Raw genomic sequence first — 26,077 nt, forward strand, 5'->3', positions numbered from 1 at the left:
CATGACACAACACGACAACATCGTTCTCAACGTCAGCGGCGCGTCCAAGCGCTTCGGCGGCGTGCAGGCCCTGTCCGACGTCGGCATCCAGATCCAGCGCGGTCAGGTGTATGGCCTGATCGGCCCCAACGGCGCCGGCAAGACGACCTTCTTCAACGTCATCACGGGCCTGTATGTGCCGGACGGCGGCAGCTTCGCTCTGGGGGGCACGCCCTATGCGCCGCAGGCGGTGCACCAGGTCGCCAAGGCCGGCATCGCGCGCACCTTCCAGAACATCCGTCTCTTTGCCGACATGACGGCCATCGAGAACGTCATGGTCGGTCGCCACATCCGCACCAAGTCCGGCCTCATCGGTGCGGTGTTCCGCACGCCCAGGTTCAAGGCCGAGGAAGCCGCCATCAAGGCACGCGCCCAGGAACTGCTGGACTATGTCGGCATCGGCCAGTTTGCGGACTACAAGGCCCGCACCTTGAGCTACGGCGACCAGCGCCGCCTGGAGATCGCCCGCGCTCTCGCCACCGACCCCCAGCTGATCGCGCTGGACGAACCCGCCGCCGGCATGAACGCGACCGAGAAGGTCGTGCTGCGCGAGCTGATCGACCGCATCCGCAACGATGGCCGCACCATCCTGCTCATCGAGCACGACGTGAAGCTGGTCATGGGCCTGTGCGACCGCGTGACGGTGCTGGACTACGGCAAGCAGATCGCCGAGGGCACGCCGGCCGAAGTGCAGAACAACGAGAAGGTGATCGAGGCCTATCTGGGCGCCGGTCACAAGGCCCATTGAAGAGCGGGGACAAGAACATGGCAGAAGCAAAGCAAACCCTGCTCAAGGTCAGCGGCCTGAAGGTGGCCTATGGCGGCATCCAGGCCGTCAAGGGCGTCAGCTTCGAGGTGCGCGAGGGCGAACTGGTGTCGCTGATCGGTGCCAACGGCGCCGGCAAGACGACGACGATGAAGGCGGTCACCGGCCTGCTGCCCGCAGCGGCCGGCAGCATCGAGTACCTCGGCAAGCCCATCAAGGGCCAGGGCGCCTGGGACCTGGCCAAGCAGGGCCTGGTCATGGTGCCGGAAGGTCGCGGCACCTTCACGCGCATGACCATCACCGAGAACCTGCAAATGGGTGCCTACAACCGCAAGGACGGTGAGGTGCAGGCCGACATGGACAAGGTCTTCGCCCTGTTCCCGCGCCTGAAGGAGCGCGCCAAGCAATTGGCCGGCACCATGTCCGGCGGCGAGCAGCAGATGCTGGCCATGGGCCGCGCGCTGATGGCGCGCCCCAAGGTGCTGCTGCTGGACGAACCCTCCATGGGCCTGTCGCCCATCATGGTGGACAAGATCTTCGAGGTCGTGAACGACATCCACCAGCAGGGCGTGACGGTGCTGCTCGTCGAGCAGAACGCCAGCCGCGCGCTGCAGCTGGCCAACCGCGGCTATGTGATGGAGTCGGGCGAGGTGACCATGGAAGGCGAAGGCCACGCGCTCTTGAACGACCCCAAGGTCCGCGCCGCCTACCTCGGCGAGTAACTGGCCCACCCCCGAGGCGCTGGCGCGCCTCCCCCCTCAAGGGGGCTGAGCCCGGACATGAACAGTCCTGTGGACTGTTTGTGCCTGGCGAAGGACGAGGCCTCTGGCCTTGGCAGCAGCCAGTGGGCTGGCAAAGCCAGTTCCACGGCTGCCGCTGGATGAACAAACGCCCGGTTGAACCGGGCGTTTGTATTTTTGAGGCCGACGGTCAGGTCTTAGAGGCTGGCCACCACGCTGACGTCGGTCACGCCGGCCGCGACGCGGACCGTCTTGACGCTGGCCACCGGCGTCGTAGGCGCCGTGCCGCCGACCTGGCGAGCCACCTTCTTGAAGGTGCAGATCAGCTCGGTCTTGCTGAGGGACACGACGGCATAGCCCTGGGCGTCGCTGTCGACATGCTTGATCCAGGGGTTGTTGACCGTAGGCGGCACGCCCGTCGTCGAGTTGGCGAAGGGGTTGAGGCGCTTGACGACTTCCGAGGCCGGCACGGCGGCGGCCGGGATGCCCAGGGCCGCGGCCAGCGACTGCTGGATCAGGCCGTAGAGCGTCATCGCAGCCGCCGACTTGCCTGCGGCTGCCAGGCCCGCGATCGTGCCCGCGACGATGCTGCCCATGGTGCCGGCCTGGGTCTCGTCGAAGGTGTTGATGACGGCCTTGGACAGCGTGGCCGTCGGCGCAAAGGCCGCGGCGGGCACCTTGCCGGCCAGGATGGCGCCCTGCACGGCAGCCTGGATGGCCGCGGTGTTGCTCAGGTCGGTCACGCCGGCGGCGATGGCGATGGCCGCGCTCAGCATCTGGATGGCGATGCCCTCGGACTCGGCTTCGCTGGTCGCCACCAGCGGCTTCAGCGCGGCAAAGGCCGGCTGGGTGGCCGCGCCGTAGAAGTAGCTGAAGTTGGAGTTGCTGGACACGCCGGCCGTGACGAGGTCGACCATGGCCGGCACGGGCGTGGCGGCGTCGTAGTCGGCCATGACCACGCCGGCATAGAAGGCGTGAATGTCGCCCGTGACGGCCACCACGTTCTTCACGCCCTTGGACAGCAGCTGGCCCATCAGGTATTTGCGCTCGGCGTTGAAGCCGTCCCACTGGTCGGCGTTCAGCACGAACTTGGCCTTGAAGGCGGCCGGCGCGGTCGGGATCTTGTTGCCATCCATGCCCATGCGCAGCAGCGAGACCTCGTTGCCCCAGATCTTCCACAGCGCGGTGGACGTCGTCATGGTCTGGGCCCACCACTGGCGCTGCGCGCCACCCAGCACGCTGACCAGGGCCAGCGGGTCGGGCAGGGCGGCACCGGCGGCCAGCTTGGCGGCCTCGACGCCGGCCAGCGTGGCCTGCGGCACCAGATAGCGCGCACCGATGGAGCCGACGGCCTGGCCCGTCAGCGGGCTGGGCGCGGCTTCGGGGATCAGGTGGTCGGCGCGGTAGAGGCGCTGGTCGGTCATGACCAGGTGCATCAGCTTCCCGAACTTCAGGTCACGGTAGATGCGGATGCCGGTGATGCCCTGGCCCGGGTCCAGCGTGAAGCTGATGTCGGCCGGCATGTTCTCGAACCAGGCCTGGTTGGCGGACAGGCGGCGCGAAGTCTGGGCCGTGTTGTCGCCGACCTGGGTGGTCGCGTTGAAGGTGCCGTTGTCGTAGGTTTCGCGGTCCTGCCAGCAGTCGTCGCTGAACTCGTGGTCGTCCCAGATGGCGACGAAGGCGAAGCGCTCGTGCAGGTTCTGCAGGCGGCGGTCGGTGCGGTAGCGCTTGTAGAGGTAGCGGTAGTCGGCGAGGGTCGTCGCGTATTTGCCGCCGGTGGGCAGGGCCGTGCCATTGGGCAGGGCCAGGGCCGTGTGGGCGCTCTCGACGCCGCCGGCCTGGTAGTCGGCGCCCACCGCTTCATAGATGTAGTCGCCCAGGTGGACGACGAAGTCGATGTTCTCCGTGGCCAGGGTGTCCATGCCGGCCCAGTGGTTCACGCTCCAGTCCTGGCAGGACACGAAGGCGAAGTTCAGGGCGCTGATGTCGGCATCGGCGGCGGGCGCGGTCTTGAAGCGGCCAACGCGCGACGTGGTGCTGCCGGCGGTGAACTGGTAGTAGTAGACCGTGCTGGGCTGCAGGCCGCTGATGCGGTGGCGCAGGGTGTGGTCGTAGAACTCGTAGACCGGCACGTCGGCGCTGGTGTCGGCCGTGCCGGTCAGCGCGGTCGTCGTGCCCAGCAGGGCGGCGTTGCCGGCCGCGCTGCTGATCTTCAGCGTCACGTTGTAGCTGCCGGCGCCGGCGGCGCTGGTCACGTCATCGGCCGTGCTCGGCACGATGCGGGCCCACAGCACCGCGCCATCGGGCTTGGGGTCGCCCGAGGCGACCGACTGCGGGAACTTGAAAGTACCGCTGGCCGCCGACGTCGTCGGCAGCGGTGTGCTCGTGCCCGGGAAGGTGTCGGGCAGGGGTTGGATGGGCGTACCAGCATCGCCACCACCGCCGCAGCCGACGAGGCTGGACAGGGCTGTGGAGGCGGTGATCAGGGCGCCGGCTTGAGCGGCGCTGCGACGTAGAAAACTGCGGCGATCCATGATGTTCGCCTCCTCAGAACTTGTAGTTGAACTGGACACCGAAGATGGTGGCCTTGGTGGTGTAGTTGCCGCGCACCGTCGAGTAGGCGCAGTTGCAGGGCTGCGAGCCGTCGCCGTCGTCGGTGGCGCTCATCGCGGCGTCCTTCAGCTTCACGTGGCCGAAGGAGAAGTCGACGCTGGCGCTGTCCATGAAGGCCCAGTTGGCGCCCAGGGCGTACCAGGTGCGTGCCGCGTCGGGCAGGGCGGGGCCGCGCGTCTCCGACGGCACGGGCGACATGTCCTTGCTGAAGCCGGTGCGCAGCGTCAGCGAGGGCAGGGCCTTCCAAGTCGCGCCCACCGAGACCTTGGTGCTGTCCTTCCAGTGCTCGGCCGTCGTGGAGTCGGCGGTCGAGTTCGCGAAGTCGATGCGCAGCTGCTTCAGCTGGGAATCGCGCGTGATCGTGAAGTCGCCCATGATGGCGATGGTGGGCGTCAGTTGCTGGTAGCCATGCAGAGACAGCGACTCGGGCGTGCGCACCGACAGGCTGGCATCGGAGTCGTTGTGGTCCAGGGCCGAGACGCCGTTGTAGGGCGCGGCAACGATGGCCGCCTGCACGGTGGCCGGCAGGTTGTTGGGCTGGGTCCAGTCGGCCTTGCCGCGCAGCTTGTGCGAGACGCTGCTGCGATAGGCCAGGCCGATGCGCGTGCCCGCCTCGGGTTCCCACAGCAGGGAGGCGTTGAAGCCCAGGCCCCAGTTCTTGCCGTTGACGGCGATGGAGCCGTCATAGCTTGGGTCACCGAAGATCTGCGCCGCCTGCTGCTGCAGTTGCAGGGCCAGGCCCGGGGCGCCACCGGCGGCGGCCTGGTGGGCGGCGTTCAGCAGGCCGGCTGCGTAGACGGAGGCATAGGGCACCGCACGCTTGAGCTTGCCTTCCATGTACTGGATGTTCAGGCCGGCCGCCAGCGACAGCTGGGGCGAGGTCTTCCAGGCCACGTTGGGGTTGATGGACAGCGACTTCAGCTCGACCGATTGCAGGTTGTAGCGTCCGCCCCAGTTGGCCGGGTAGTTGAGCTTGGTGCCCCAGGGCACGAAGACGCCCAGGCCGTAGGCGACGTCGCCATCGCCCTGGTAGCTCAGGTAGGCGTGCGGCACGGCCTGGGCCTTGGCGAAGCTCATGCTCTCGCCGGCGGTGCTCGTCGAGCGCGGCGCGAGGCCCGAGCCGGGCAGGGAGATGAAGGAGCCTTCGTCCGTGAACTTGGTCTTGGGGTCGACGTAGTCGAGCACGCCGGAGAAGTTCCAGCCCTTGCCGAGCCGGGTGATGCCGGCGGGGTTGGCGAACAGCGTGCTGGCGTCGGCGGCCTCGGCGCCATTGGCGTTGGCCGTGCCTTCGGCGGCGGCGCTCTGGGTGCCGAAGCGGTAGCCGGCGGCCTGCGCCGTCAGAGCCAACGGCAGCAGCGCGATGGCGGCCAGCAGCGGGCGCAACGCGCCCGCCGTGCGGGTGTGTCTGAACATGGGTTTGTCTCCGGTAATCGTGCGTAACCGGCGCGGATTGTGCGCAGCGCCAGTGTCACGCGCAGGACAAACCCGTCAAGACAAACCCTGGACTTGAGAGGCCTCTCTAGTGTTGGCTGGACGCAACCACCCAGCCAACTAGGTCTGGACTCAGGCCGTGCGCACCAGCTTGGAGCGGGCCCAGTCATCGGCCACGCGGGCCGGCGTGGAGTCGGCGGTCTGCACGCGCTGCAGCAGCTCTTCGACGCGCTCGGCGATCTTGCTGACCTCGGCCATGACCGCGGTCTCTTCGCCTTCGTTGCGGTACTCGCGGGCGACGCTGATGATGCCGCCGGCATTCACCAGGTAGTCAGGCAGGTAGCAGATGCCGCGGCGCTGCAGGGCGTCGCCGTCGGCCGCCGTGGCCAGCTGGTTGTTGGCGGCGCCGGCGATGAGCTTGGCGCGCAGCGTCGGCACCGTCTGCTCGTTCAGCGAGGCGCCCAGGGCGCAGGGGGCCAGCACGTCGACGTCGGCAGCCAGGATCTCGCCCACGCTGACGGCGGTGGCGCCGAACTGGGCGACGGCGCGCTCGACCTTGCTGGCGTCCACGTCAGCCACGACCAGCTTGGCGCCGGCCTTGTGGAGGAATTCGGCCAGATGCCAGCCGACGGCGCCCAGGCCCTGCAGGGCGACGCGCACGCCGTCCAGCGAGGAGCGGCCCAGCACGAGGCGGGCACCGGCCTGGATGGAGACGAACACACCCCAGGCCGTCTTGGGGCTGGGGTCGCCGCCGAAGGCGCCTTCGCGCGGAATGCCGCTGACGAAGGGCGTCACGGCCTGCATGCCGCGCATGTCGGCGGTCGTCGTGCCGACGTCCTCGGCGGTGATGTAGGCGCCTTGCAGCGACTGCACGGCGCGGCCGAAGGCGGCGAACAGGGCCGGGCGGTCGAACTGGCCTTCCGGCTTCAGGATGACGGCCTTGCCGCCGCCGAAGGGCAGGTCGGCCAGCGCGTTCTTCAGGCTCATGCCCTGGGACAAGCGCAGCGCGTCGTTCAGCGCGGCGAGTTCGGAGTCGTAGTGCCACAGGCGGCAGCCGCCAAAAGCGGGGCCGCGCGCGGTGCTGTGCACCGCGAGGATGGCCTTGAGGCCGGTGGCCGGGTCGGTGGCGAGCAGCACGCGCTCATGGGCGGCTTGCTCGGGCAGGCCGAAGAGGGAGGTCGGGTTCATGACGGTCGGCGCTTTTGGCGCGGTAAATGGAAGAACGGCCCCGCTTTTGGCGGAGCCGCTTCGCATTTTACGGACCTTGGAATCCGCCGCCTCTGAGCGTGATGACCAGGGTGTCGCGCCAGCCGCGCTCGCCGGGTTCCACCGGCTGGATGGGCGTGGTCTCGTGGATGACGCGGGCGTCGTCCAGCAGCAGCGTGGTCCACGGCTGGGTCATGGTGAAGCGCTGGCCGGCCGGGCCGTCGGCGTCGAAGACGCGCGACTCGCCGCCCTTGATGCCGTGGCGGCCGACGAAGAGCACGGCCACCAGGTCGACGCCGTCGCGGTGGGCGCCTTCGGGCGTCGGGCGGCCGATGCCGTCGCTGGTGTCGATGCGAAAGGGGTGGGCCTCGATGAACCAGGCCTGCTCGCCCTTCAGTGCCGAGGCGGTCCGGGCCAGGCCCAGCAGCAGGGCGGTCCAGGCGGGTGAATTGACCATCTCCTGGGCCAGCGGCACGAACCAGCGCTGGATGCCGCCATGCAGGGCGTTGTAGTCCAGTGGCTGCCAGTGGGCGCGGTGGGGGCTGAGGGTCAGCGTGCCGCCGTCGGCGACGAAGCAGCCATGGCGGCGGAAGCGGTAGCGGCCGCCGTCGCGCAGATAGCCGTCGGGCGGCAGGTCGTCCCAGCAGGGTTTGAGGGCGTCGAGGTCGGCCGCGGAAGCACCCAGCACGCCCAGCGAGCCCGGTGCGAGCACCGCCTCGCCATCACGCTTGAGCGCGTCGACCAGTTCAGCAGCAGGGGTCCACGGCGGTTCGAACATCAGTGCTTGTCCGCCTCTGAGGTGAATGCGTCGGCGTAGAACTCTTCATCCGGCAGCTGGCACTGCGCGACGAAGTCCTTGTGCGCGGACTCGACCATGATGGGTACGCCGCAGGCATAGACCTGGTGGCCCGACAGATCGGGGTGGTCCTGCATGACGGCGCGATGGACAAAACCGGTGCGGCCGGCCCAGCCATCGTCGGGCTCCGACAGCACGGGCACATAGCTCAGTGTGGGCCACTCGGCAGCGATCTGCGCGGCCCAGTCGTTCAGGTAGAGGTCGGCAGCCTTGCGCGCACCCCAGTACAGCACCATGGGCCGCTTGGATTCGATATGACGAGCGCGCTCGATGATGGCCTTGATGGGCGCGAAGCCCGTGCCGCTGGCCAGCAGCACGATGGGCTTGTCGCTGTCCTCGCGCAGGAAGAAGCTGCCGAAGGGGCCTTCCATGCGCAAGATGTCCTTTTCCTTCAGCGCGCCGAAGACGTGGTCGGTGAACTTGCCGCCCGGCATGTGGCGGATGTGCAGCTCGATCTGGCCCGGCAGCGAGTGCGGCGCATTGGCCATGGAGTAGCTGCGGCGTGCGCCGTCGCGCAGGATGAACTCGACATACTGGCCAGCGCGGAACTGGAAGTTCTGGTTGGCGGCCAGCTGCATGGTCAGCACGGCCACGTCGGGCGCTGGGCGCAGGATGGCGGTCACGCGGCTGGGCAGCTTCAACACCGGGAACTCACCGGCCCCGGGCACCGTGCGGGCCTCGAGGGTGCAGTCGGTCTGGGGGTGGGCGCAGCAGGTCAGCACAAAGCCGGCGGCTTCCTCCTCGGCCGACAGCGCCTTGGCTTGGTGGTTGCCGTGGATGACGGCGCCTTCGAGCAGCTTGCTCTTGCAGGAGCCGCAGGCGCCGTCCTTGCAGCCATAGGGCAGACCGACGCCGTTGCGGATGGCGGCGGCAAGCAGGGTGTCGTCGCCCTCGGTCTGGTAGACGCGGCCGGCGGGCTGGATGGTGATCTGGTGGGACATGGGCTTCCGAAAAGGCAGCGGCCCCGCGTGGAATGCCCGGGGCCGTAGACTGCCCGCCATTTTGCCCGAGAGACATGTTGACCCCCACGCTCGCCAGGCGAGCTGCCCCCCGAGGGGGCGCTCAGCGCCTTCGGGCGGCCGGGCGCCGCTGATATGACCCCACGACTCCTCATCATTGGCTGCGGCGATGTCGGCCTGCGCGTGTTGAAGCTGCTGGCGGGGCGATGGCGCGTGTTTGCACTGACCTCGTCACCCGATCGGGCCTCAGTGCTGCGCCAGGCGGGTGCCGTACCGCTGGTGGGCAATCTCGACGACGCTGCAACGCTGGCGCGATTGGCCGGCCTGGCTGAACTTGTGCTGCATCTGGCGCCGCCCGCCCGCGACGGCGAAGCCGACCTGCGCACCCGCCATCTGCTGGCGGCGTTGTCGCGCAGGCCGCCCGCGGCCCTGGTCTATGCCAGCACGACCGGCGTCTATGGCGACTGCGGCGGTGCCCTCATCGATGAGACCCGGGCACTGAACCCGGCGACCGACCGCGCGCGCCGCCGCGTGGATGCCGAGGCTCAACTGCGCGCCTTCGGCCGCCGCCACGGCGCGCGCGTGAGCCTGCTGCGCATCCCCGGCATCTATGCCCGGGATCGCGAAGGCGGTCATCCGCGCGAGCGGCTGGCGCGGGGCACGCCGGTGCTCAGGCGCGAGGACGATGTGTTCACCAACCACATCCATGCCGATGACCTGGCGCATGCCTGCCTGCTCGCGCTGCTGCGCGGCCTGGCGCAGCGCGCGGTGAATGTCTGTGACGACAGCCAGCTGTTGATGGGCGACTACTTCGACCTGGCCGCCGATCTCACCGGCCTGGCGCGGCCCGAGCGCATCACGCGCGCCGAGGCGTCCGAGCGAATGAGCGCGATGCAGCTGAGCTTCTGGAGCGAATCACGCCGGCTGGGCAACGCCCGCATGAAGCGCGAGCTGCGATTAAAGCTGCGCTACCCGACGCCTCGCGAAGGTCTTTAGCCGCGCCGGCGCGGCGAGCGCCAGTGGCGGATCAGCAGCCACGCGCCCAGCATGCCGCCCAGGTGGGCGAAGTGGGCCACGTTGGGCGGGCCGAAATCGAAGATGCGTGTGCCTAGGATGAGTTCCAGGCCGCCGAAGATGGCGACGAAGTACTTGGCCTTCATCGGGATGGGCGGGATCAGCGGCACGATGATGCGGTTGGGGAACAGCATGCCGAAGGACAGCAGCAGCCCGAAGATCGCCCCCGACGCCCCGACCGTGGCGGAGTTGGTGCGCATGACCCAGGTGAAGAGCAACTGCACCAGCGCGGCGGTCAGCGCGCTGGCGATCAGGATCTGCGTGTAGCGCTTGGGTCCCCAGACGCGCTCCAACTCACCACCGAACATCCACAGGCCCAGCATGTTGAACAGCAGATGGGTGAAGCTGCCATGCAGGAAGACATAGCTCAGCAGCTGCCAGGGCATGAAAGCCCCCGACGTCAGCGGCCACAACTCAAACCAGAAGGCCAGGCTGGGAAACAGTTCGAAGAAGCAGAAGGCACCAACGCAGGCCAGGATGAAGGCTTTGGTGACCGAAGGCAGCGGGGGCATGGGGCGACGGCTGTGCGCCCGGGGAGGGCGCCTGCACCGGGAGAGCCGGTGCTTACCGTTTTGAGTATGCCAGGGCTTGGCTTGCTGCTTCGTCTGGTGCCTCGGGCCGGACTCGAACCGGCACACCTTGCGGCGGGGGATTTTGAGTCCCCTGCGTCTACCGATTTCGCCACCGAGGCCCGTCGGAAACAGCTTTTCTCGCCATTGCGGCGAGGGGCGGATTATGCACTCGTCAAGGCTCGGGATTTGGTCCCGCTGCCACAATCGACCGCATGAACTATCCGACCCTCGAAGACGTCATCGGCGCGACGCCCCTGGTGCGCCTGCAGCGCCTGCTGGGAGCCGATGCCCGTGGCAATGTGGTTCTGGCCAAGCTGGAGGGCAACAACCCGGCCGGTTCGGTGAAGGACAGGCCGGCCATCAGCATGATCAAGCGCGCTGAGGAGCGCGGCGAGATCAAGCCTGGCGACACGCTGATCGAGGCGACCTCGGGCAATACCGGCATCGCCCTGGCCATGGCGGCGGCCATCCGCGGCTACCGCATGGTGCTGATCATGCCGGAGGACCTGTCCATCGAGCGCGCCCAGACCATGAAAGCCTTTGGCGCCGAACTCATCCTGACGCCCAAGACCGGCGGCATGGAATACGCCCGCGACCTGGCCGAACAGATGGCCCGCGAAGGCAAGGGGCGGGTGCTGGACCAGTTCGCCAATGCCGACAACCCGCGCGTGCATTACGAGACCACCGGCCCGGAGCTGTGGAAGGACACCGGCGGCCGGATCACCCATTTCGTCAGCGCCATGGGCACGACGGGCACCATCACCGGCGTGTCGCGCTTCCTGAAGGAGAAGAACCCGGCGGTGCGCATCGTCGGCGCCCAGCCGGCGGAAGGCTCGCGCATCCCGGGCATCCGCAAATGGCCCGAGGCCTACATGCCCAAGATCTACGACCCGAGCGGCATCGACGAGACCGTGCTCGTCACCCAGAGCGACGCCGAGGACATGGCGCGCCGGCTGGCCCGCGAGGAGGGGCTGTTCGCCGGCATCTCGGCGGCGGGCGCCTGCTGGGTGGCGCTGCAGATTGCCCGCCGCGTCGAGAACGCGACCATCGCGTTTGTCGTCTGCGACCGCGGCGACCGCTATCTGTCCACGGGGGTGTTCCCCGCATGAAGCCTTATCGCTTCTGCCCGGACTGCGCGACCGAGCTGGCCCTCATCACGCTGGCCGAGGACGGCGGCGACAAGCAGCGCCTGCGCTGCCCGGCCTGCGGCTTCACGCACTGGAACAACCCGACGCCCGTACTGGCCGCCGTCATCGAATGCACCGATCGCGACGGCCAGGTGCTGCTGGCCCGCAATGCGGCCTGGCCGGGGCGCTTCTTTGGCTTGATCACGGGCTTCATGGAGGCCGGCGAATCCCCCGAGGAAGGCATTCGCCGCGAGATCGCGGAGGAGACCTCGCTCGAAGTCGATTCACTGCAGCTGCTCGGCGTCTGGGATTTCCAGCGCATGAACCAGATCATCATTGCCTACCATGCGGCGGCGCGCGGCGAGATCCAGCTCTCGCCCGAACTGGCCGAGTACAAGCTGATCGCGCCGCAAGACGTGCGCTGCTGGCCCCAGGGCACGGGCCAGGCGCTGGCGACCTGGCTGCGCAGCAAAGACATCGAGCCGAAATGGCTCGACCTGCAGGACATGAAGCGAGAATGATCCGATGGACGTCCAACGCGAGATCGACACCCGGGGCCTGAACTGTCCCCTGCCCATCCTGAAGGCCAAGAAGGCCCTGGCCGAGATGCAGAGCGGCGAATTGCTGCGTGTCGTGGCTACCGACCCGAGCTCGACGCGCGACTTCCAGGCCTTTGCGCGCCAGACCGGCAATGAACTCGTGGCCCAGGAAACCCGGTCCGACGAATTCATCCACGTGCTGCGCCGGCGCTGAGGCTGCGCTGAACCCTCCACAAAGCTGACCCACAAAGCTGACGAGAGGCCGCCGGGCTTCGTCAACTCTGAGGTGTTGGTGCCGTGGCGACGCGGCTGCAATCGCGGCTCCTGTTTTGAGGAGCCACGATGAAGACCACCCTGATTTCTCCTTTGGCCTGTGCCGTGCTTTGCCTTGTCGGTTGCGGCGGTGGCGGCGGTTCGGGCGAGACGGCACCCGCGTCGAGCCCGGCTCCGGCGCCGGCCCCTGCCGCGGCCGACCTGACTGCGCGCGCCTACACCGTGACGTCGTCCGCCGATGCGGTCGCGACGATCGAGAACGGCAAGGGCGCCAGCATCGACTACTGGCTGCAGACCAACACGGCCGGCAAACGGCTGCCCGCGCAGACGCTGATGAAGGACGGCAAGGGCGCCGCGGTGCGCAGCTTCTATGACGACAAGGGGGAGCTGACACGCATCGTCGACGACGCCACGGGCAAGTCCTGGACGCTGGCCTGGACGGATTCGACGCTGATCGCCACCGAGGTGGATGCCGCCGGGCAGGTGCAGTCGGCCTATCTGGTGGCCACCGCGGCCGACGGCAAGCTGACGCTGGCGCGCATCGCCGGCACCGCCACACTGGCCGGCCAATTGACGGGGCAGATCACGGGCCAGCAGCAAGCCGCCTTCGCGCTGACGCCCAAGGACGTCGGCACCTTGCCGGGCATGGTGCTCGAGGCCGCCCAAGCCCTGCCGGACAATCTGCAGGCGGTGCTGCCGCGCAAGGCCGCCCTCGTGGACGCGGGGCTCGAACTGCGCCAGGTTCTGGCCGGCAACGACACCGGGACGGGCCTGGACCTGGTGACCGAGGCATGGAACAACTCCCTGCCATCCTGGACCCAGCACAACCGCGGCCGCCTGCTGACGGGATTCGTGCTGGGCGCAGCCTGTGCCGGCTTCGTGCCGGGCTGCCAGGCGGTCGGCATCGGCGTCAGCGCTTCCAGCCTGGCCTTGCTGGTGGGTGGCTGGACGGCTCAGCAGGGCGGCCAGCGACTCATCAACGAGGTGCGACAGGACGCCGGCCAGAGCTTGCTGGATGACGCGGCGCCCTCGGCGATGGACAACCTGCGGGCGCGCGTCGCGAGTGCCTGGCAGCGTGGCACGGACTTCGTGCAGGAGCTGCGCGACTCGACCAGCACCCTCGCTTCCGGCGCCACGCTGGCGCCGCCGGCCGACCTGCGCACCGAGCGGCGCGACGCCGGGACGCGCGCCACCGTGGGCTTCACGTCAGCCTCCACCCTGCCCACGGTCGGCCGCATGCCGGCAGCCGACACGCAGGTGAGCGGCATGGTCGCGACGAACGCCGGCGAGACCTTCGGCATGAGCGGCACGCTGGGCAAGGATGGCCGGCTCAATGTCAGCGGCACCCAGGACGGCGGCACGGCCACGGCCCAATTGCAGGGCAACCTGTCGGGCGGGTCGCTGAACGGCAGCTACAGCGACAGCAGGGGGCGCACGGGGCAGTTGAGCGGGGCGGACGTGCCACTGGGCCAGTGCCAGACGCAGCAGCAGTCCGGCGGCCAGGGCTCGTTCTCCTATGCGTTTTCGATGGGCGCCAAGGCCGGCTCGGTCAACATCCAGTACGAGATGTACACCATTCCCGATCGCATGGATGTCTATGCCCTCGACGCCTCGGGCCGCCGCGCCGTCTTCTCGACGGGCGGGCTGGTGTCGGGCAGCGGCGGCAAGGCCGTGTCGATCACGGCGCAGACGACCCTCTTCGTCGCCATGACCGCGCCGAATTCCGGCACGGCCTGGGACTTCCTGCTGTCCTGCCCGAATTGATTCAGAGCGAAAGGCCCTGCAGGAATTCCCTGAAGCCCGCGCCCAGTTGCGGGTGGGCCAGGGCCAGCTCGACGTTGGCCTGCAGGAAGCCTTCCTTGCTGCCGCAGTCATAGCGCTTGCCGTCGTAGCGGTAGGCAAACACCTTTTCGCGGCGCAGCAGGCCGGCGATGCCGTCGGTCAGCTGGATCTCGCCCCCCACGCCACGCGGCTGGTTGGCGATCTCGTGGAAGACGCCCGGCGTCAGGATGTAGCGGCCGGCCACGCCCAGGCGTGACGGCGCGGCTTCCGGCGCCGGCTTCTCGACGATGCGGTTCACGTCCATCAGCTGGTCGTTGACCTGGGTGCCGGCGACGATGCCGTAGCGGCGGGTGTGTTCGGCCGGCACTTCCTGCACGGCCAGGATGGAGGCGCGCCAGTCGGCGAACTGCTCCACCATCTGCTTCAGGATGGGCCGGTCGGGGGTCGGGCCCACCATCAGGTCGTCGGCCAGCAGCACGGCGAAGGGCTCGTTGCCCACCAGGCGCTGGCCGCACAGCACGGCATGGCCGAGGCCCAGGGCCTGGGCCTGGCGCACATAGATGCATTCCATGTCGTCGGGTTTGACCGAGCGCACCACGTCCAGCAGCTCCTGCTTGCCGGCGTTCTCCAGAGCCACCTCGAGCTCGAAGGTCATGTCGAAATGGTCTTCGATGGGGCGCTTGTGACGGCCGGTCACGAAGATCATCTCGCGCACGCCGGCGGCATAGGCTTCTTCCACCGCGTACTGGATCAGCGGCTTGTCGACGACCGGCAGCATCTCCTTGGGCTGGGCCTTGGTGGCCGGCAGGAAGCGGGTGCCGAGGCCGGCGACCGGGAAGATGGCTTTGGTGATCGGCGATTTGGGCGAAGAAGCCATGAACGTAAACTCGTTTGAAGGGGCGCGCGGATTCTGTCATGCGGGGTGTGACGGTCAGCGTAGGACGCCCACCCAATCCCAAACATGACAGTCCTGATCCTGGAACCGTTGGAAGCCGAGGTGGTGCAGTGGCTGGCCGAGCGCCATGACGCCCGCTTTGCGCCCGAACTTGTGGGTGACCCGGACGGTCTGGTCGAGGCCCTGCAGGACTCACGCGCCCTGGTGGCGCCGCCCGAAGTCCGCATCGATGCCGAGCTGCTGCGCGCGGCCCCGACGCTGCGGGCCATCGGCCGCGCCAGCGGCGGCGCCGAGAACATCGACATCGAGGCCTGCCGCAAGGCGCAGGTGGAGGTGGTGCGTTCCCAGTCGTCCACGGCCAGCGCCGAGGCGGAGTTCGCCATCGGGGCCCTGCTCAGCCTGCTGCGCCGTGTGCCCATCGAGGGCAGTGACGGCCTCAAGGTGGGCCGTGAGCTGGGCTGCTCGACCATTGGCGTGCTGGGTCTGACGCCCACGGCCCAGGTGCTGACCCAGCTGCTGCATGCCTTCGGCGCGCGCGTCATCGGCTACGACCCGGCCCTGCACCCGAGCGACGCGACCTGGGCGCGCTGGGGCATCGAGTCGGTTTCCTTGGGCGACCTCGTCGAGTACAGCGACGGCCTGGTGCTGCTGCAGCCCTATTTCCCGCGCTTTCGCGGCCTCATCGGCGACCGCCAGCTGGCCAATGTGCGCGCCGGCCAGGTGCTGGTCGGGCTGAGCCAGTCCGGCGTCGTCGACGAAGAGGCCCTGGGCCGGGCTTTGCGCGGCGGCAAGCTGCGCGCGGCCTGGTTCGACAGCCTGGAGCCGGGCTGGCTGGAAGCCGGCCGGCCTCTGCATGGCCTCTCGACCCTGCAGGTCACGCCGCGGCTGGCGGGCACGACGCGCGAGTCGCGCGTGCGCGCCGCGTGGGCGGTGGCACGTGGGCTGGATGAATTGCTGGGCGCGCCGTCCGGCGGAAAGAAGAAGGCCGCCCAGAAGGCGGCCCTCGACTACTACTAGGCCGGGATCAGGCCGGCAGGCGGGCGAGCTGCTCGCGCAGGCGCACCACGGTTTCCTTGAAGCCGGCCACGCGGGCACGCTCCTGCTCCACGACAGCCGCCGGCGCACGGGCGACAAAGCCCTCGTTGCCCAGCTTGGCCTCGGCCTTGACGATCTCGCCTTCGAGGCGGGTCGCTTCCTTGGTCAGGCGGGCGCGCTCGGCGGCCACGTCGATCTCGACCTTCAGCGCCAGCTTGGCGGCGCCGTGCAGCAGCACGGGCGAGGTGGCGCTTTGCTTGGCGAACTCGGCCTCGTCGGCAATCAGCTCCACAGAAGCCAGCTTGGCCAGCACCTTCAGCACTGCGGCCGCTTCGGTCAGGAAGCTCAGATCGCCGCCCACCAGCAGCGGCACGCGGTCGCTCGGGCTGAGATTCATCTCGCTGCGCAGGCTGCGCGTCGTGCCGACGACTTCCTTGAGCTGGGCCATCCAGGCGTCAGCGGCGGGGTCTATGCGCTCGGGCTGGGCGACGGGGTAGGGCGCCTGGCCGATGTAGTCGGTCGCCTTGCGGCCAGCAACGGGAGCGACGGTCTGCCACAGCTCTTCGGTGATGAAGGGCGCGATGGGATGCAGCAGGCGCAGCGTCGTTTCCAGCACGCGGATCAGCGTGCGGCGGGTGGCGCGCTGCTGGCTCTCGTCGCCGGTCTGGATCTGCACCTTGGCGATCTCCAGATACCAGTCGCAGTACTCGTCCCAGACGAAGCTGTAGATGGCGTTGGCGACGTTGTCGAGGCGGTACTCGGCAAAAGCCTGGGCCACGGTCGCTTCGACGCGCTGCAGCTCGCTGGTGATCCAGCGGTCGGCTTGCGAGAAGCTGTTGTAGCCCGGCGGGCAGGCGCCTTGCTCGTGCGCGAGGCCGCAGTCCTGGCCCTCGGTGTTCATCAGCACGAAGCGGGTCGCGTTCCAGAGCTTGTTGCAGAAGTTGCGGTAGCCCTCGCAGCGCTTGGTGTCGAAGTTGATGTTGCGGCCGAGGGACGCATACGAGGCCATCGTGAAGCGCAGCGCGTCGGCGCCGTAGGCCGGCATGCCTTCGGGGAATTCCTTCTTCACGCGGGCGGCCACCTTGGGTGCCGTCTCGGGCTTGCGCAGGCCGACCGTCGATTTGGCCGTCAGCGTGTCCAGGTCGCAGCCCTGGATGAGGTCGACCGGGTCCAGCACATTGCCTTCGGACTTGCTCATCTTCTGGCCCTGCGAGTCGCGCACCAAGCCGTGGATGTAGACGTCCTTGAAGGGCACTTGGCCCGTGAAGTGGGTCGTCATCATGATCATCCGGGCGACCCAGAAGAAGATGATGTCGTAGCCGGTGACCAGCACCGACGAAGGCAGGAAGAGCTCCTGCTCCAGCGTCTTCTGCGGCCAGCCCAGCGTGGAGAAGGGCACCAGGGCCGAGGAGTACCAGGTGTCCAGCACGTCCGGGTCGCGCGTCAGCTCGCCCAGATACCCGGCGGCCTTGGCGCGGGCTTGCGCTTCTTCCTCGCTGCGTGCGACGAAGAGTTCACCGCCCGTGCCATACCAGGCCGGGATCTGGTGGCCCCACCACAGCTGGCGCGAGATGCACCAGTCCTGCAGATTGCCCATCCAGTGGTTGTAGGTGTTGACCCACTGCTCGGGGTGGAACTTGACCGCACCGGTCTCGACGGCGGCGATGGCCTTGTCGGCAATGCTCTTGCCGTCGGCGCTGGGCTTGGTCACGGCGACGAACCACTGGTCGGTCAGCATGGGCTCGATGACCTGGCCGGTGCGCTCGCAGCGCGGCACCTGCAGCTTGTGCTTCTTGACCTCGACGAGCAGGCCTTGCGCGTCCAGGTCGGCCACCACGCGCTTGCGGGCGACGAAGCGGTCCAGGCCGCGGTAGGTCTCGGGCGCGTTGTCGTTGATCTTGGCCTGCAGGTCCAGCACCGCGATCATGGGCAGCTTGTGGCGCTGGCCGACGGCGTAGTCGTTGGTGTCGTGGGCCGGCGTGACCTTGACGACGCCGGTGCCGAACTCGCGATCCACGTAGTCGTCGGCAATCACCGGGATCTCACGGTCCGTCAGCGGCAGCTTGACCAGCTTGCCGATCAGGGCCGCATAGCGCTCGTCCTCGGGGTGGACCATGACGGCGACGTCGCCCAGCATGGTTTCGGGGCGCGTGGTGGCCACCACGACCGAACCTGAGCCGTCCGCCAGCGGATAGCGGATATGCCACAGCGAGCCGTCTTCTTCTTCGCTGGTCACCTCCAGGTCCGACACGGCGGACTGCAGGATGGGGTCCCAGCTGACCAGGCGCTTGCCGCGGTAGATCAGGCCTTCCTCGAACAGGCGCACGAAGGTCTCGACGACGACGGTCGAGAGCTTCTCGTCCATCGTGAAGTACTCGTGACCCCAGCTCACCGAGTCGCCCAGGCGGCGCATCTGGCTGGTGATGGTGTTACCCGATTCCTGCTTCCAGTCCCAGACGCGGGCGACGAAGTTCTTGCGGCCCAGGTCGTGGCGGCTCTGGCCGGCGGCCTGAAGCTGGCGCTCGACGACGATCTGCGTGGCGATGCCGGCATGGTCGGTACCTGGCACCCACAGCGTGTTGTCGCCCTTCATGCGGTGGTAGCGCGTCAGCGAGTCCATCACCGTCTGGTTGAAGGCGTGGCCCATGTGCAGCGTGCCGGTGACGTTCGGCGGCGGCAGCTGGATGCTGAAGGAGGGCTTGGCCGGGTCCAGGGTCGGCTCATAGAGGCCGGCGGCTTCCCATTTGGGGCCCCAATGGGCTTCCAGGGCGGCGGGTTCGAAGGACTTGGCAAGTTCGGTCATCGCGGCGTCGCCCGCTGTGAAGCTGGGGCGAAAAGAGGGCTTTTCGGGGGTCCGCGATTGTAGGGGGCCGCACCGGGCGACCCCCTGGGCGCCATCAGCGCGTCAGCAGCTTCAATTGCAGCGGCGTGCCGCTACTGAAGTCCAGCGCCATGTCGAAGCGCTCACCCGCGCGCACCGGCGGGCCGTACAGGCTGTCCTGGGTGTCGAAGACCAGCACCAGGCGGTGGCCGGCCGGCACGTCGTAGCCGGTGGCGACCATGTCGAAGCTGAAGTCCTGCGACTGGCCCGGCGTGGCTGCATGCACGGCGCGGGCGCCATGGGTGATCAGCGTGCCGAAGCCCAGCAGGTCGACGTCATAGAGATAGGCCACCAGCATGCCGCGCTTCTGCGACGGGATGGCCTTGAGCTTCAGCGTCGGCGCGCCGCGCAGCTTCAGCGTCTGGCTGAGCCAGGGCCCCTCGTAGCGCACGCCGAAGGCCGGCAGCACGGTCGTCATCTGGTTGATGACCGGCAAGCCGACGCTCTCGGCGAGGGGCGACAGCACGGGGATGGGTCCGGTCGTGGCCGTCGTGTCCAGCGCGTTGTTGATGCTGTCGCGGCCGCTGGTGCTGCGGGTGCCGGTCTGCAGATCGCCGGTGATGCCGCGCCAGCACAAGCAGCTCAGCTCCCAGCGCACGCTGCCGCGCGGCGTGATCTGGTAATCCAGGGCGCGCAGCTCGGGCGCCGGCCAGGTCGACAGCGTTTCGCGGTAGCCCTGGAACTTGGGCTGCAGCGACACCTTGGGTTCGTTCTCGATGCCATTGGCCTTGCCCTTGAGCCAGCGGTCGAACCAGCGGTGGGCCTGGTCCCAGATGGCGTTGTCGACGTCGAACAGCGCGCCGGGGATCTCGGCCGAGGCGTGGATGCCGGGCTGCAGCATCAGCTTCTTGGGGCCGGTCAGCTGGCTGAACAGGGCCAGCGAGGAATTGGGCGAGAACATGTCGTCCTGCCAGTTCTTGCCGATGAAGACCGGCGCACCGCGGGCGTTGATGGCGGCCACGGCGCTGGCCGGCGAGCGCGGCCAGCCCCAGGCGGTGATCTCGGCGAGCTTGGATGCCGGCGTGTCGGGGTTCTGGATGGCGGCGTTGTACTCGGCCACGAGGGGGTCCAGGCGACCGGTCAGCTGGCCGGAGATCTGCAGGATGTCCAGCCAGGTGGGGTTGGGCACCTGGTTGCGGTACATCTGGTCGAGCAGGGTCGCCCAGCCCGAGAGCGCTACGGCGGTCTTCAGCCGCGGCTCGGCGCCCAGGGCCAGCAGGGACAGGCCGGCTCCATAGGAGATGCCGGCGGCGCCGACGCGGGCCGGGTCGGCCGGCGTCTGGGCCAGGGTCCAGTCCAGCACGCCGCTGACATCGGCCACGTCGACCGGGCCGGCCACGCCGATGGTGCCTTCCGAATCCCAGAAGCCGCGGGCCGTGTAGGCCACGGCGATGTAGCCGTCACGGGCCAGGCGCTGCTGCTGGCCCAGGTATTCGAAGAAGTCGGCCACGGCCCAGCTGGTGACGAAGATCACCGTCGGGTATTTGGTGGCCGAGCCGCTGCTGGCGCCGGCCGGCAGGAAGACGTTGGCGGCCAGCCTCACGCCGTCCGGCCGGGTCACCTTGAGGTTGTTGATGAAGCAGGTGCCGTCCTTGGGTGAGATCACGCCCGGCATGGCCAGCGGCGTGGTGTAGGTGACGGCTTCCAGCGGCGTGGCGGCGCGGCAGCTCAGGTTGGTGGCCTGGGCCTGGCCCAGGCCGAGGCTCAACATGCAGCCCAACAGGGCCGCTCCCCGGGCGGCGCGCACGCGCCAGCCCTGCACAGAAACGTTCATGGCTTGTCTCCATCGGGGTGATGTGAAGACGGTCGGCTTCCCCGATAAAAGCACGACCGTTCGTTTTATTTTTCGAGGTCTGGGCAGGCTGATGCCTGGGGAAATCCCGCCCGCCATGCTTGACGTTGCGGCGACGGGACGTTCATGCGGGTTTGGGGAGGGCGACCCGCCGGCCGGGCGTGCTAGCGAGGCCCGCGGGCGAAACAAAACGAAAAAAGGCGATACCGCGTCGAGATGCTCTGGCAGGCGCTGACGGGAAACATGCATGCCATCCCAACCACCGGGTCTCGAGCACCCACGGAGCACACCATGAACTTTTTTCGTCGCTGGCACGCCCACCACGAGTTCCATCACCACTTTGGCCACGGCCATCACGGCCATCATTTCGGCCGTCATGCTGATGGCTTCGCCCACCTCCTCATGGCCCGAGTCGGCGCCAAGCTGGACCTGGACAGCGAGCAGCAGCGCCGCTTCGCCAGCTGGATCGAGATGATCCAGAACCAGCGCGATGCCATGAAGGGCATGGCCCGCGGCCCGGAGCTGGTTGGCCTGATCGCCGGCGAGCAGTTCCCGCGCGAGTCGGCCCAGCAGCTGCTGGACGCCAAGCTCGACGCGGTGCGGGCTGCCGGGCCTGGCCTCATCGGCGCCTTCGCCGAGTTCTTTGACTCGCTGGACAACGAGCAACGCCAGGTGCTGCGCTTCATGATGCGGCGCTTCAGCCATTCGCGCCGCCATGGCGACGTGGCGTGATGGACGTCCACTGCGGCAAGCAGCCACGGGGCCGCTTTGCGCCCCACATCGACCGCAACCGCTGCGAGGGCAAGGGCGACTGCGTGGCCGTCTGCCCCTTCAACGTCTTCACCCTGGGCAAGCTGGCGCCCGAGCAGCGCCAGGACCTGAGCCTGTTCGGCAAGCTGCGCGGCATGGCGCACGGCTGGGAGCAGGCCTTCACGCCCAACGCCGAGGCCTGCGAGGCCTGTGGCCATTGCGTCAGCGCTTGTCCCGAGAAGGCCATCACCCTGGTGCGGGTCAAATAGTCCCTTATGCACCGACTGCTGTTGATTGACGACGACGAGGCCCTCGCCGGGCCGCTGACCCAGTACCTGGCCCGCTTCGACCTGCAACTCGAAGCCGTGACGCGCCCCAGTGCGGCGCTGGAGCGGCTGGCGGCCGAGCGCTTCGACGCCCTCATCCTCGACGGCATGCTGCCCGAGATGGATGGGTTCGAGTTCTGCAAGCGGCTGCGTGGCGGCAACGATGCCTGGCGCGACATGCCCATCCTGATGCTGACCGCGCGCGGTGACCTGACCGACCGCGTCGTCGGCCTGGAGCTGGGGGCCGACGACTACCTGCCCAAGCCCTTCGAGCCGCGCGAACTGGCCGCGCGCCTGCAGACCATCCTGCGCCGCACGCGTTTTGCGCCGCCGGCCGCACCGGCCGTCGCCGTGTCCACTGCGCGCCTGTGCTTCGAGGGCCTGGAGATCGACACCACGCGCCGCGAGGTCAAGTGCGCAAGCGGCCTGGTCGAGCTGACCGGTACCGAGTACGAGCTGCTGCTGATGTTGGCCCGCGAGCCCGGCAAGGTGTTCTCGCGCGACGACATCCTGAACCGCCTGCGCGGCCAGGAGGCGGAGCTGTTCACGCGCGCCGTCGACATCCTCGTCAGCCGCCTGCGCCGCAAGCTGGAGCCTCTGGCCGCGCTGAAGACGCTGCGCAATGCAGGCTATTGCTTCGCACTGCCCGAGAAGCAGGCATGAAGCAGCATCCCTATGACCACCGCTGGCGCGAGCGCTGGGAGCGAAAGAAGGCCAAGCGGGCCCGTCGCATGGGCCGCGACTGGGACTACCGCTGGCGTGTGCGCCACCGCTGGCACCAGCGCTGGCACCACCAGCACAGGCGCTTCAAGCATTCGCTGGGCGCGCGGCTGATCGCCATCTTCATCGTGCTGGCCTGCACCAGCAGCGTCATCCTGTGGGCCTGCATGGGCAGTCCCTACGGCCTGCTGTGGGCCGTGCCCGCCCTGCTGGTCGTCACGGGTTTTGCCTTCGGCATGATCCGCCACATGGTCTGGCCCCTGCATGCCCTGGCCATCGGTGCCGAGGCCTTCCGCCGCGGCGAGTTCTCGCACCGCGTGCCCGTCATCCATGGCGACGAGATCGGCGATCTGGCCGTGCGCTTCAACCAGATGGCGGCCGACATCCAGGCCATGCTGGACGGCAAGCGCGCCCTGCTGCTGGCCATCAGCCATGAACTGCGCAGCCCGCTGACGCGCGCCCGCCTGCACGCCGAACTGGTGGGCGAAGGCGCCTCGCGCGACGCGCTGCTGGACGAGCTGGCGCAGATGCGCGACCTCATCACGGCCCTGCTGGAAAGCGAGCGTCTGGGCAGCGGGCACAGCGCGCTGCAGCTGTCCGACTGCGACCTCGCCGCGCTGGCGCGCGAGCAGGCGCAGCCCGGCCTGGAGCTGCATGTCGAACCCGATCTGCCGGTGGTGCAGATCGACAGGCTGCGCGTGCAGCTCTGTCTGCGCAACCTCGTTCAGAACGCGCTGCGCCACAACGATGCGACGCGCGGGCCTGTGCAGCTCAGCCTGGCCCGCGAGGGATCGGGCGTGCGCCTGACCGTACGTGATTTCGGCCCGGGCGTGCCGGCCGATTCGTTGCCTCAGCTGGGCCAGCCCTTCTACCGGCCGGACGAGGCGCGCACCCGCCATGGCGGCGGCGTGGGCCTGGGCCTGTGTCTGTGCCGGCTGGTGGCGGAAGCCCATGGCGGACGGCTGGAACTGCGCAATGCGGAGCCGGGCTTCGAAGCCTCGGTGCGCTTCGCTTAATTCGGCGCGCGGTCGAACCAGGGCTGGGCCGTTTCCAGCTCGGCGGCCAGTTGCAGAAGCAACCCATCCTCGCCCGGCGCAGCAACCAACTGCACACCCAGCGGCAGGCCCTCGCTCGTCCAGTGCAGGGGCAGGGAGATGGCGGGCGTGCCGGTCAGGTTGGCGAGCTGGGTGAAGGGCACATGGCGCAGGCTGTCGGTGGCCATCTGTTGCACAACCCCGTCCAGCAGGCCGGCGCGCTTGAGCAGGCCCAGGAGCCCCGAGGCGCGCAGCGCGCCCAGCACGGCGAGTTGGGCCGGCGGCGGGTCGCCGGTGCCGTGCAGTACCGGTGGCGAGGCCAGGGTCGGCGTCAGATAGAGGTCGTAGCGCGAGTGCAGGGCGGCGAGGCTGCGGGCGTAGTCGTTCCAGCGCAGCAGCTCTGCCGTCAGCTTCTCGGCGCTGGTGGCGCGACCGAGGGTCGCAATCAACCGCGTCAGTGGCTCGAAGTCGGCTTCGCGGCCGCCCTGGGCGACGGCGCGGCTCAGTGCGGCCGGCACCTGGCCGAAGTAGATGTGCAGAAAGCTGTTGGCCAGGGCGCGGCCGTCGAGGTCGGGCCGCGCCGGCTCGACCACGTGGCCCAGCCCCTTCAGCAGCGAGACGGTGCGCTCGACCGCGAGGCGAGCCTCGTCGTGCACCGGCTCGCCGATGGGCGAGTCGGCGCACCAGGCGATGCGCAAGCGCCGCAGCGGTGAGCGCATCTGGTCGACAAAGCACGTGGTTGGCGAGGGTAGGGCGATGGCATCACCCCGTTCGGGGCCGCTGAGAACGTCCAGCGCCAAGGCCGTGTCGCGCACGCTGCGTGAAATGACGCCCTCGCTGCAGGCGCCGAACCAGATCTCGCCCTGGCCCGGACCGACCGACACGCGACCGCGCGAGGGCTTGAGGCCCACCAGACCGCAGCAGGCGGCCGGAATGCGGATGGAGCCACCACCATCATTGCCCGCGGCCATGGGCACGACACCCGCAGCCACGGCCGCCGCCGAGCCACCGCTGCTGCCGCCCGGCGTGCGCGTTGCGTCCCAGGGGTTGCTGCTGCGACCGAAGGCCAGGGGATCGGTGACGCCCTTGAGCCCCAGCTCGGGCGCATTGGTCTTGCCAAAGATGACGACGCCGGCGTCCAGCATGCGACGCACGGTATGCGCATGTTCACGCGGCGGGGGCAGGGCGGTCAGTGCGCGGCTGCCCCAGCTGGTGGGTACGCCGGCGTAGTCCTGGGCCACATCCTTGATCAGCCAGGGCACGCCGGCCAGCGGGCCTTGGCCGGCGCCTCGCGCCAGTTGGGCGCGGGCCTCGGCTTCCATCAGCCGGCAGACCGGGTTGAGTGCGGGTTGGACTTCGGCCAGCCGGGTCAGGGCCAGGTCGAGCAGGGCTTCTGGCTTGACCCTGGCGGCCGCTGCTTCGGCCGCCAGTGAGGTTGCGTCGTGACGGCGGTAGGTGGCGAAGTCCATGCTCGGCTTACATGAACAGGTGTTTGCCGGCGTTCTGGCTACGCCGGCCCGCGGACCTCGTGCAGAGCGCGAGGTGCTCCCCTGCGTTCCGCAGGTGATCACATGAACAGATGTTCGCCCGCATTCTCACCGCCGAGGATCACGTAGTTGACCCTCTTCAGGTCTGCCAGCTGCGTGCCGCCCGCATACGAGATCGAGCTCTGCAGGTCCTCCTGCATCTCGCGCAGCGTGTCGGCGAACTTGCCCTTGACCGGCTCCAGGATGCGCTTGCCCTCGACGTGGCGGTACTCGCCCTTGTTGAAGTCTGAGGCCGAGCCGTAGTACTCCTTGTAGAGCTTGCCGTCGACCTCGACCGTCGTGCCAGGCGACTCTTCATGACCCGCGAACAGCGAGCCGACCATGACCATGCTGGCACCGAAGCGCACGCTCTTGGCGATATCGCCGTGGTGGCGGATGCCGCCGTCGGCCACGATGGGCTTGGTGGCCACGCGCGAGCACCACTTCAGCGCCGACAGCTGCCAGCCGCCGGTGCCGAAACCGGTCTTCAGCCGCGTGATGCAGACCTTGCCCGGGCCGACGCCGACCTTGGTGGCGTCCGCCCCCCAGTTCTCGAGGTCGATGACGCCTTCAGGTGTGCCGACATTGCCGGCGATGACAAAGGTCTCGGGCAGCTTTTGCTTGATGTGGCCGATCATGCGCTGCACGCTCTCGGCATGGCCGTGGGCGATGTCGATGGTCAGGTAGTCGGCGCCGACGCCCTCGGCGGCGAGCTTGTCCACCAACTCGTAGTCGGCCGGCTTGACGCCGACGCTCAGGGACACCAGCAGGCCCTTGTCGCGCATGTCCTTGGCATAGGCCAGGCTGTCGAGGTCGAAGCGGTGCATCACGTAGAAGTAGCCCTCGCGGGCCAGCAGCTCGGTGATGGGCTCGTCCACCACGGTCTTCATGTTGGCCGGCACGACCGGCAGCTTGAAGCGGTGCGGGCCGAACTGCACGGAGGTGTCGCAGTCGGAGCGGCTGTCCACGCGGCACTTGCGCGGCAGCAGCAGGATGTTGTCGTAGTCGAAGATTTCCATGGTTCAAGTTCACAGTTGCGGCGCGCGTTTGGCAGTGCACGACCTGGGCTGCGAGCGCTTGACTTGGCTCTGCCGGCTCATCACCCACGTTTGCAGCGGGCAAAAAAAACCGGACGCCAAAA

At 68.6% G+C, this 26,077-nt stretch carries 23 protein-coding genes and 1 tRNA gene; 12 read left to right on the forward strand and 12 right to left on the reverse strand.

Features of this window, described 5'->3' with window-relative positions; all coding sequences use genetic code 11:
- Position 1 precedes the first annotated feature (1 nt).
- Both ACS5PN_RS01530 and ACS5PN_RS01535 read left to right on the forward strand, forming a co-directional pair.
- On the forward strand, positions 2-787 hold the full coding sequence (locus ACS5PN_RS01530; RefSeq protein ID WP_439462179.1) for an ABC transporter ATP-binding protein: 786 nt from the start codon (positions 2-4) through the stop codon (positions 785-787).
- A gap of 17 nt (positions 788-804) precedes the next feature.
- On the forward strand, positions 805-1,527 hold the full coding sequence (locus ACS5PN_RS01535; protein WP_439462180.1) for an ABC transporter ATP-binding protein: 723 nt from the start codon (positions 805-807) through the stop codon (positions 1,525-1,527).
- A gap of 215 nt (positions 1,528-1,742) precedes the next feature.
- Here the strand turns inward: ACS5PN_RS01535 and ACS5PN_RS01540 are convergent, their stop codons facing one another.
- The 5 genes from ACS5PN_RS01540 to ACS5PN_RS01560 all read right to left on the reverse strand — a co-directional run bounded on the left by ACS5PN_RS01540 (position 1,743) and on the right by ACS5PN_RS01560 (position 8,592).
- Positions 1,743-4,079, reverse strand: a complete 2,337-nt coding sequence (locus tag ACS5PN_RS01540; RefSeq protein WP_439462181.1) for an alkaline phosphatase D family protein — start codon at positions 4,077-4,079, stop codon at positions 1,743-1,745.
- A gap of 13 nt (positions 4,080-4,092) precedes the next feature.
- Positions 4,093-5,571 (reverse strand): OmpP1/FadL family transporter, encoded by a 1,479-nt coding sequence (locus tag ACS5PN_RS01545; RefSeq protein WP_439462182.1) that lies wholly within the window; start codon positions 5,569-5,571, stop codon positions 4,093-4,095.
- A gap of 150 nt (positions 5,572-5,721) precedes the next feature.
- Positions 5,722-6,777, reverse strand: coding sequence for a Leu/Phe/Val dehydrogenase (locus ACS5PN_RS01550; protein WP_439462183.1), 1,056 nt, complete (start codon positions 6,775-6,777; stop codon positions 5,722-5,724).
- A gap of 67 nt (positions 6,778-6,844) precedes the next feature.
- Positions 6,845-7,573, reverse strand: coding sequence for a 2OG-Fe dioxygenase family protein (locus ACS5PN_RS01555; protein WP_439462184.1), 729 nt, complete (start codon positions 7,571-7,573; stop codon positions 6,845-6,847).
- Positions 7,573-8,592: a CDP-6-deoxy-delta-3,4-glucoseen reductase gene (locus tag ACS5PN_RS01560; RefSeq protein WP_439462185.1), complete on the reverse strand. Its 1,020-nt coding sequence runs from the start codon at positions 8,590-8,592 to the stop codon at positions 7,573-7,575. The genes ACS5PN_RS01555 and ACS5PN_RS01560 overlap by 1 nt, the downstream gene beginning before the upstream one ends.
- 153 nt (positions 8,593-8,745) lie before the next feature.
- Between ACS5PN_RS01560 and ACS5PN_RS01565 the strand changes: the two genes are divergently transcribed.
- Positions 8,746-9,606, forward strand: coding sequence for an NAD-dependent epimerase/dehydratase family protein (locus ACS5PN_RS01565; RefSeq protein WP_439462186.1), 861 nt, complete (start codon positions 8,746-8,748; stop codon positions 9,604-9,606).
- Here the strand turns inward: ACS5PN_RS01565 and ACS5PN_RS01570 are convergent.
- Both ACS5PN_RS01570 and ACS5PN_RS01575 read right to left on the reverse strand, forming a co-directional pair.
- On the reverse strand, positions 9,603-10,196 hold the full coding sequence (locus ACS5PN_RS01570) for a rhomboid family intramembrane serine protease (RefSeq protein WP_439462187.1): 594 nt from the start codon (positions 10,194-10,196) through the stop codon (positions 9,603-9,605). The two genes, ACS5PN_RS01565 and ACS5PN_RS01570, sit on opposite strands and share 4 nt — an antisense overlap.
- Before the next feature lie 94 nt (positions 10,197-10,290).
- Positions 10,291-10,375 (reverse strand) — tRNA-Leu (locus ACS5PN_RS01575).
- A gap of 93 nt (positions 10,376-10,468) precedes the next feature.
- Between ACS5PN_RS01575 and cysM the strand changes: the two genes are divergently transcribed.
- The 4 genes from cysM to ACS5PN_RS01595 all read left to right on the forward strand — a co-directional run bounded on the left by cysM (position 10,469) and on the right by ACS5PN_RS01595 (position 13,959).
- Positions 10,469-11,365 (forward strand): cysteine synthase CysM, encoded by an 897-nt coding sequence (gene cysM, locus ACS5PN_RS01580; protein ID WP_439462188.1) that lies wholly within the window; start codon positions 10,469-10,471, stop codon positions 11,363-11,365.
- Positions 11,362-11,904: an NUDIX domain-containing protein gene (locus ACS5PN_RS01585; RefSeq protein ID WP_439462189.1), complete on the forward strand. Its 543-nt coding sequence runs from the start codon at positions 11,362-11,364 to the stop codon at positions 11,902-11,904. The genes cysM and ACS5PN_RS01585 overlap by 4 nt, the downstream gene beginning before the upstream one ends.
- A gap of 4 nt (positions 11,905-11,908) precedes the next feature.
- Entirely contained in the window at positions 11,909-12,136 is a 228-nt protein-coding gene (locus ACS5PN_RS01590) for a sulfurtransferase TusA family protein (protein ID WP_439462190.1), read from the forward strand.
- A 128-nt stretch (positions 12,137-12,264) separates the two neighbouring features.
- Positions 12,265-13,959 (forward strand): hypothetical protein, encoded by a 1,695-nt coding sequence (locus tag ACS5PN_RS01595; RefSeq protein ID WP_439462191.1) that lies wholly within the window; start codon positions 12,265-12,267, stop codon positions 13,957-13,959.
- A 1-nt stretch (position 13,960) separates the two neighbouring features.
- On the opposite strand, the gene galU is transcribed toward ACS5PN_RS01595, so the two are convergent.
- Positions 13,961-14,854, reverse strand: a complete 894-nt coding sequence (galU, locus tag ACS5PN_RS01600; protein WP_439462192.1) for a UTP--glucose-1-phosphate uridylyltransferase GalU — start codon at positions 14,852-14,854, stop codon at positions 13,961-13,963.
- A gap of 84 nt (positions 14,855-14,938) precedes the next feature.
- Here galU and ACS5PN_RS01605 point away from each other — a divergent pair, with 84 nt between their 5' ends.
- Complete coding sequence (locus ACS5PN_RS01605; protein WP_439462193.1) at positions 14,939-15,889, forward strand: NAD(P)-dependent oxidoreductase; 951 nt, start codon at positions 14,939-14,941, stop codon at positions 15,887-15,889.
- Between the two features lie 7 nt (positions 15,890-15,896).
- Here the strand turns inward: ACS5PN_RS01605 and ACS5PN_RS01610 are convergent, their stop codons facing one another.
- Positions 15,897-18,710, reverse strand: coding sequence for a valine--tRNA ligase (locus tag ACS5PN_RS01610; protein WP_439462194.1), 2,814 nt, complete (start codon positions 18,708-18,710; stop codon positions 15,897-15,899).
- 94 nt (positions 18,711-18,804) lie between these two features.
- Positions 18,805-20,562 (reverse strand): CocE/NonD family hydrolase, encoded by a 1,758-nt coding sequence (locus tag ACS5PN_RS01615; RefSeq protein ID WP_439462195.1) that lies wholly within the window; start codon positions 20,560-20,562, stop codon positions 18,805-18,807.
- A gap of 309 nt (positions 20,563-20,871) precedes the next feature.
- Here ACS5PN_RS01615 and ACS5PN_RS01620 point away from each other — a divergent pair, with 309 nt between their 5' ends.
- Genes ACS5PN_RS01620 through ACS5PN_RS01635 form a run of 4 tightly spaced genes read left to right on the forward strand, consistent with a single transcriptional unit; the run spans position 20,872 to position 23,392 of the window.
- Positions 20,872-21,312: a hypothetical protein gene (locus ACS5PN_RS01620; RefSeq protein WP_439462196.1), complete on the forward strand. Its 441-nt coding sequence runs from the start codon at positions 20,872-20,874 to the stop codon at positions 21,310-21,312.
- Positions 21,312-21,599 carry an ATP-binding protein gene (locus tag ACS5PN_RS01625; protein ID WP_439462197.1) on the forward strand — a complete coding sequence of 96 codons (288 nt, stop codon included), beginning with the start codon at positions 21,312-21,314 and terminating at the stop codon, positions 21,597-21,599. Before ACS5PN_RS01620 ends, ACS5PN_RS01625 begins: the two co-directional genes overlap by 1 nt.
- A 6-nt stretch (positions 21,600-21,605) precedes the next feature.
- Positions 21,606-22,319: a response regulator transcription factor gene (locus ACS5PN_RS01630; protein ID WP_439462198.1), complete on the forward strand. Its 714-nt coding sequence runs from the start codon at positions 21,606-21,608 to the stop codon at positions 22,317-22,319.
- Positions 22,316-23,392: a sensor histidine kinase gene (locus ACS5PN_RS01635; protein ID WP_439462199.1), complete on the forward strand. Its 1,077-nt coding sequence runs from the start codon at positions 22,316-22,318 to the stop codon at positions 23,390-23,392. The genes ACS5PN_RS01630 and ACS5PN_RS01635 overlap by 4 nt, the downstream gene beginning before the upstream one ends.
- Here the strand turns inward: ACS5PN_RS01635 and ACS5PN_RS01640 are convergent.
- Positions 23,389-24,879 carry an amidase gene (locus ACS5PN_RS01640; RefSeq protein WP_439462200.1) on the reverse strand — a complete coding sequence of 497 codons (1,491 nt, stop codon included), beginning with the start codon at positions 24,877-24,879 and terminating at the stop codon, positions 23,389-23,391. The two genes, ACS5PN_RS01635 and ACS5PN_RS01640, sit on opposite strands and share 4 nt — an antisense overlap.
- Before the next feature lie 98 nt (positions 24,880-24,977).
- On the reverse strand, positions 24,978-25,955 hold the full coding sequence (locus ACS5PN_RS01645) for a GMP reductase (RefSeq protein WP_439462201.1): 978 nt from the start codon (positions 25,953-25,955) through the stop codon (positions 24,978-24,980).
- Between the last annotated feature and the right edge of the window lie 122 nt (positions 25,956-26,077).

It is taken from the genome of Roseateles sp. NT4 (assembly GCF_051857475.1).
GTDB lineage: Bacteria > Pseudomonadota > Gammaproteobacteria > Burkholderiales > Burkholderiaceae_C > Pelomonas.

Excerpts from the sequence above, each read along its gene's own strand:
- ACS5PN_RS01560 (WP_439462185.1), bottom strand. The coding sequence starts at position 8,592 with ATGTCCCACCAGATCACCATCCAGCCCGCCGGCCGCGTCTACCAGACC.
- ACS5PN_RS01635 (WP_439462199.1), top strand. The coding sequence starts at position 22,316 with ATGAAGCAGCATCCCTATGACCACCGCTGGCGCGAGCGCTGGGAGCGA.
- ACS5PN_RS01550 (WP_439462183.1), bottom strand. The coding sequence starts at position 6,777 with ATGAACCCGACCTCCCTCTTCGGCCTGCCCGAGCAAGCCGCCCATGAG.
- ACS5PN_RS01630 (WP_439462198.1), top strand. The coding sequence starts at position 21,606 with ATGCACCGACTGCTGTTGATTGACGACGACGAGGCCCTCGCCGGGCCG.
- ACS5PN_RS01570 (WP_439462187.1), bottom strand. The coding sequence starts at position 10,196 with ATGCCCCCGCTGCCTTCGGTCACCAAAGCCTTCATCCTGGCCTGCGTT.
- ACS5PN_RS01605 (WP_439462193.1), top strand. The coding sequence starts at position 14,939 with ATGACAGTCCTGATCCTGGAACCGTTGGAAGCCGAGGTGGTGCAGTGG.
- ACS5PN_RS01620 (WP_439462196.1), top strand. The coding sequence starts at position 20,872 with ATGAACTTTTTTCGTCGCTGGCACGCCCACCACGAGTTCCATCACCAC.
- ACS5PN_RS01640 (WP_439462200.1), bottom strand. The coding sequence starts at position 24,879 with ATGGACTTCGCCACCTACCGCCGTCACGACGCAACCTCACTGGCGGCC.
- ACS5PN_RS01615 (WP_439462195.1), bottom strand. The coding sequence starts at position 20,562 with ATGAACGTTTCTGTGCAGGGCTGGCGCGTGCGCGCCGCCCGGGGAGCG.
- ACS5PN_RS01595 (WP_439462191.1), top strand. The coding sequence starts at position 12,265 with ATGAAGACCACCCTGATTTCTCCTTTGGCCTGTGCCGTGCTTTGCCTT.
- ACS5PN_RS01565 (WP_439462186.1), top strand. The coding sequence starts at position 8,746 with ATGACCCCACGACTCCTCATCATTGGCTGCGGCGATGTCGGCCTGCGC.
- ACS5PN_RS01590 (WP_439462190.1), top strand. The coding sequence starts at position 11,909 with ATGGACGTCCAACGCGAGATCGACACCCGGGGCCTGAACTGTCCCCTG.
- ACS5PN_RS01610 (WP_439462194.1), bottom strand. The coding sequence starts at position 18,710 with ATGACCGAACTTGCCAAGTCCTTCGAACCCGCCGCCCTGGAAGCCCAT.
- cysM (WP_439462188.1), top strand. The coding sequence starts at position 10,469 with ATGAACTATCCGACCCTCGAAGACGTCATCGGCGCGACGCCCCTGGTG.
- ACS5PN_RS01530 (WP_439462179.1), top strand. The coding sequence starts at position 2 with ATGACACAACACGACAACATCGTTCTCAACGTCAGCGGCGCGTCCAAG.
- ACS5PN_RS01540 (WP_439462181.1), bottom strand. The coding sequence starts at position 4,079 with ATGGATCGCCGCAGTTTTCTACGTCGCAGCGCCGCTCAAGCCGGCGCC.
- ACS5PN_RS01645 (WP_439462201.1), bottom strand. The coding sequence starts at position 25,955 with ATGGAAATCTTCGACTACGACAACATCCTGCTGCTGCCGCGCAAGTGC.
- ACS5PN_RS01625 (WP_439462197.1), top strand. The coding sequence starts at position 21,312 with ATGGACGTCCACTGCGGCAAGCAGCCACGGGGCCGCTTTGCGCCCCAC.
- ACS5PN_RS01535 (WP_439462180.1), top strand. The coding sequence starts at position 805 with ATGGCAGAAGCAAAGCAAACCCTGCTCAAGGTCAGCGGCCTGAAGGTG.
- ACS5PN_RS01585 (WP_439462189.1), top strand. The coding sequence starts at position 11,362 with ATGAAGCCTTATCGCTTCTGCCCGGACTGCGCGACCGAGCTGGCCCTC.
- ACS5PN_RS01555 (WP_439462184.1), bottom strand. The coding sequence starts at position 7,573 with ATGTTCGAACCGCCGTGGACCCCTGCTGCTGAACTGGTCGACGCGCTC.
- galU (WP_439462192.1), bottom strand. The coding sequence starts at position 14,854 with ATGGCTTCTTCGCCCAAATCGCCGATCACCAAAGCCATCTTCCCGGTC.
- ACS5PN_RS01545 (WP_439462182.1), bottom strand. The coding sequence starts at position 5,571 with ATGTTCAGACACACCCGCACGGCGGGCGCGTTGCGCCCGCTGCTGGCC.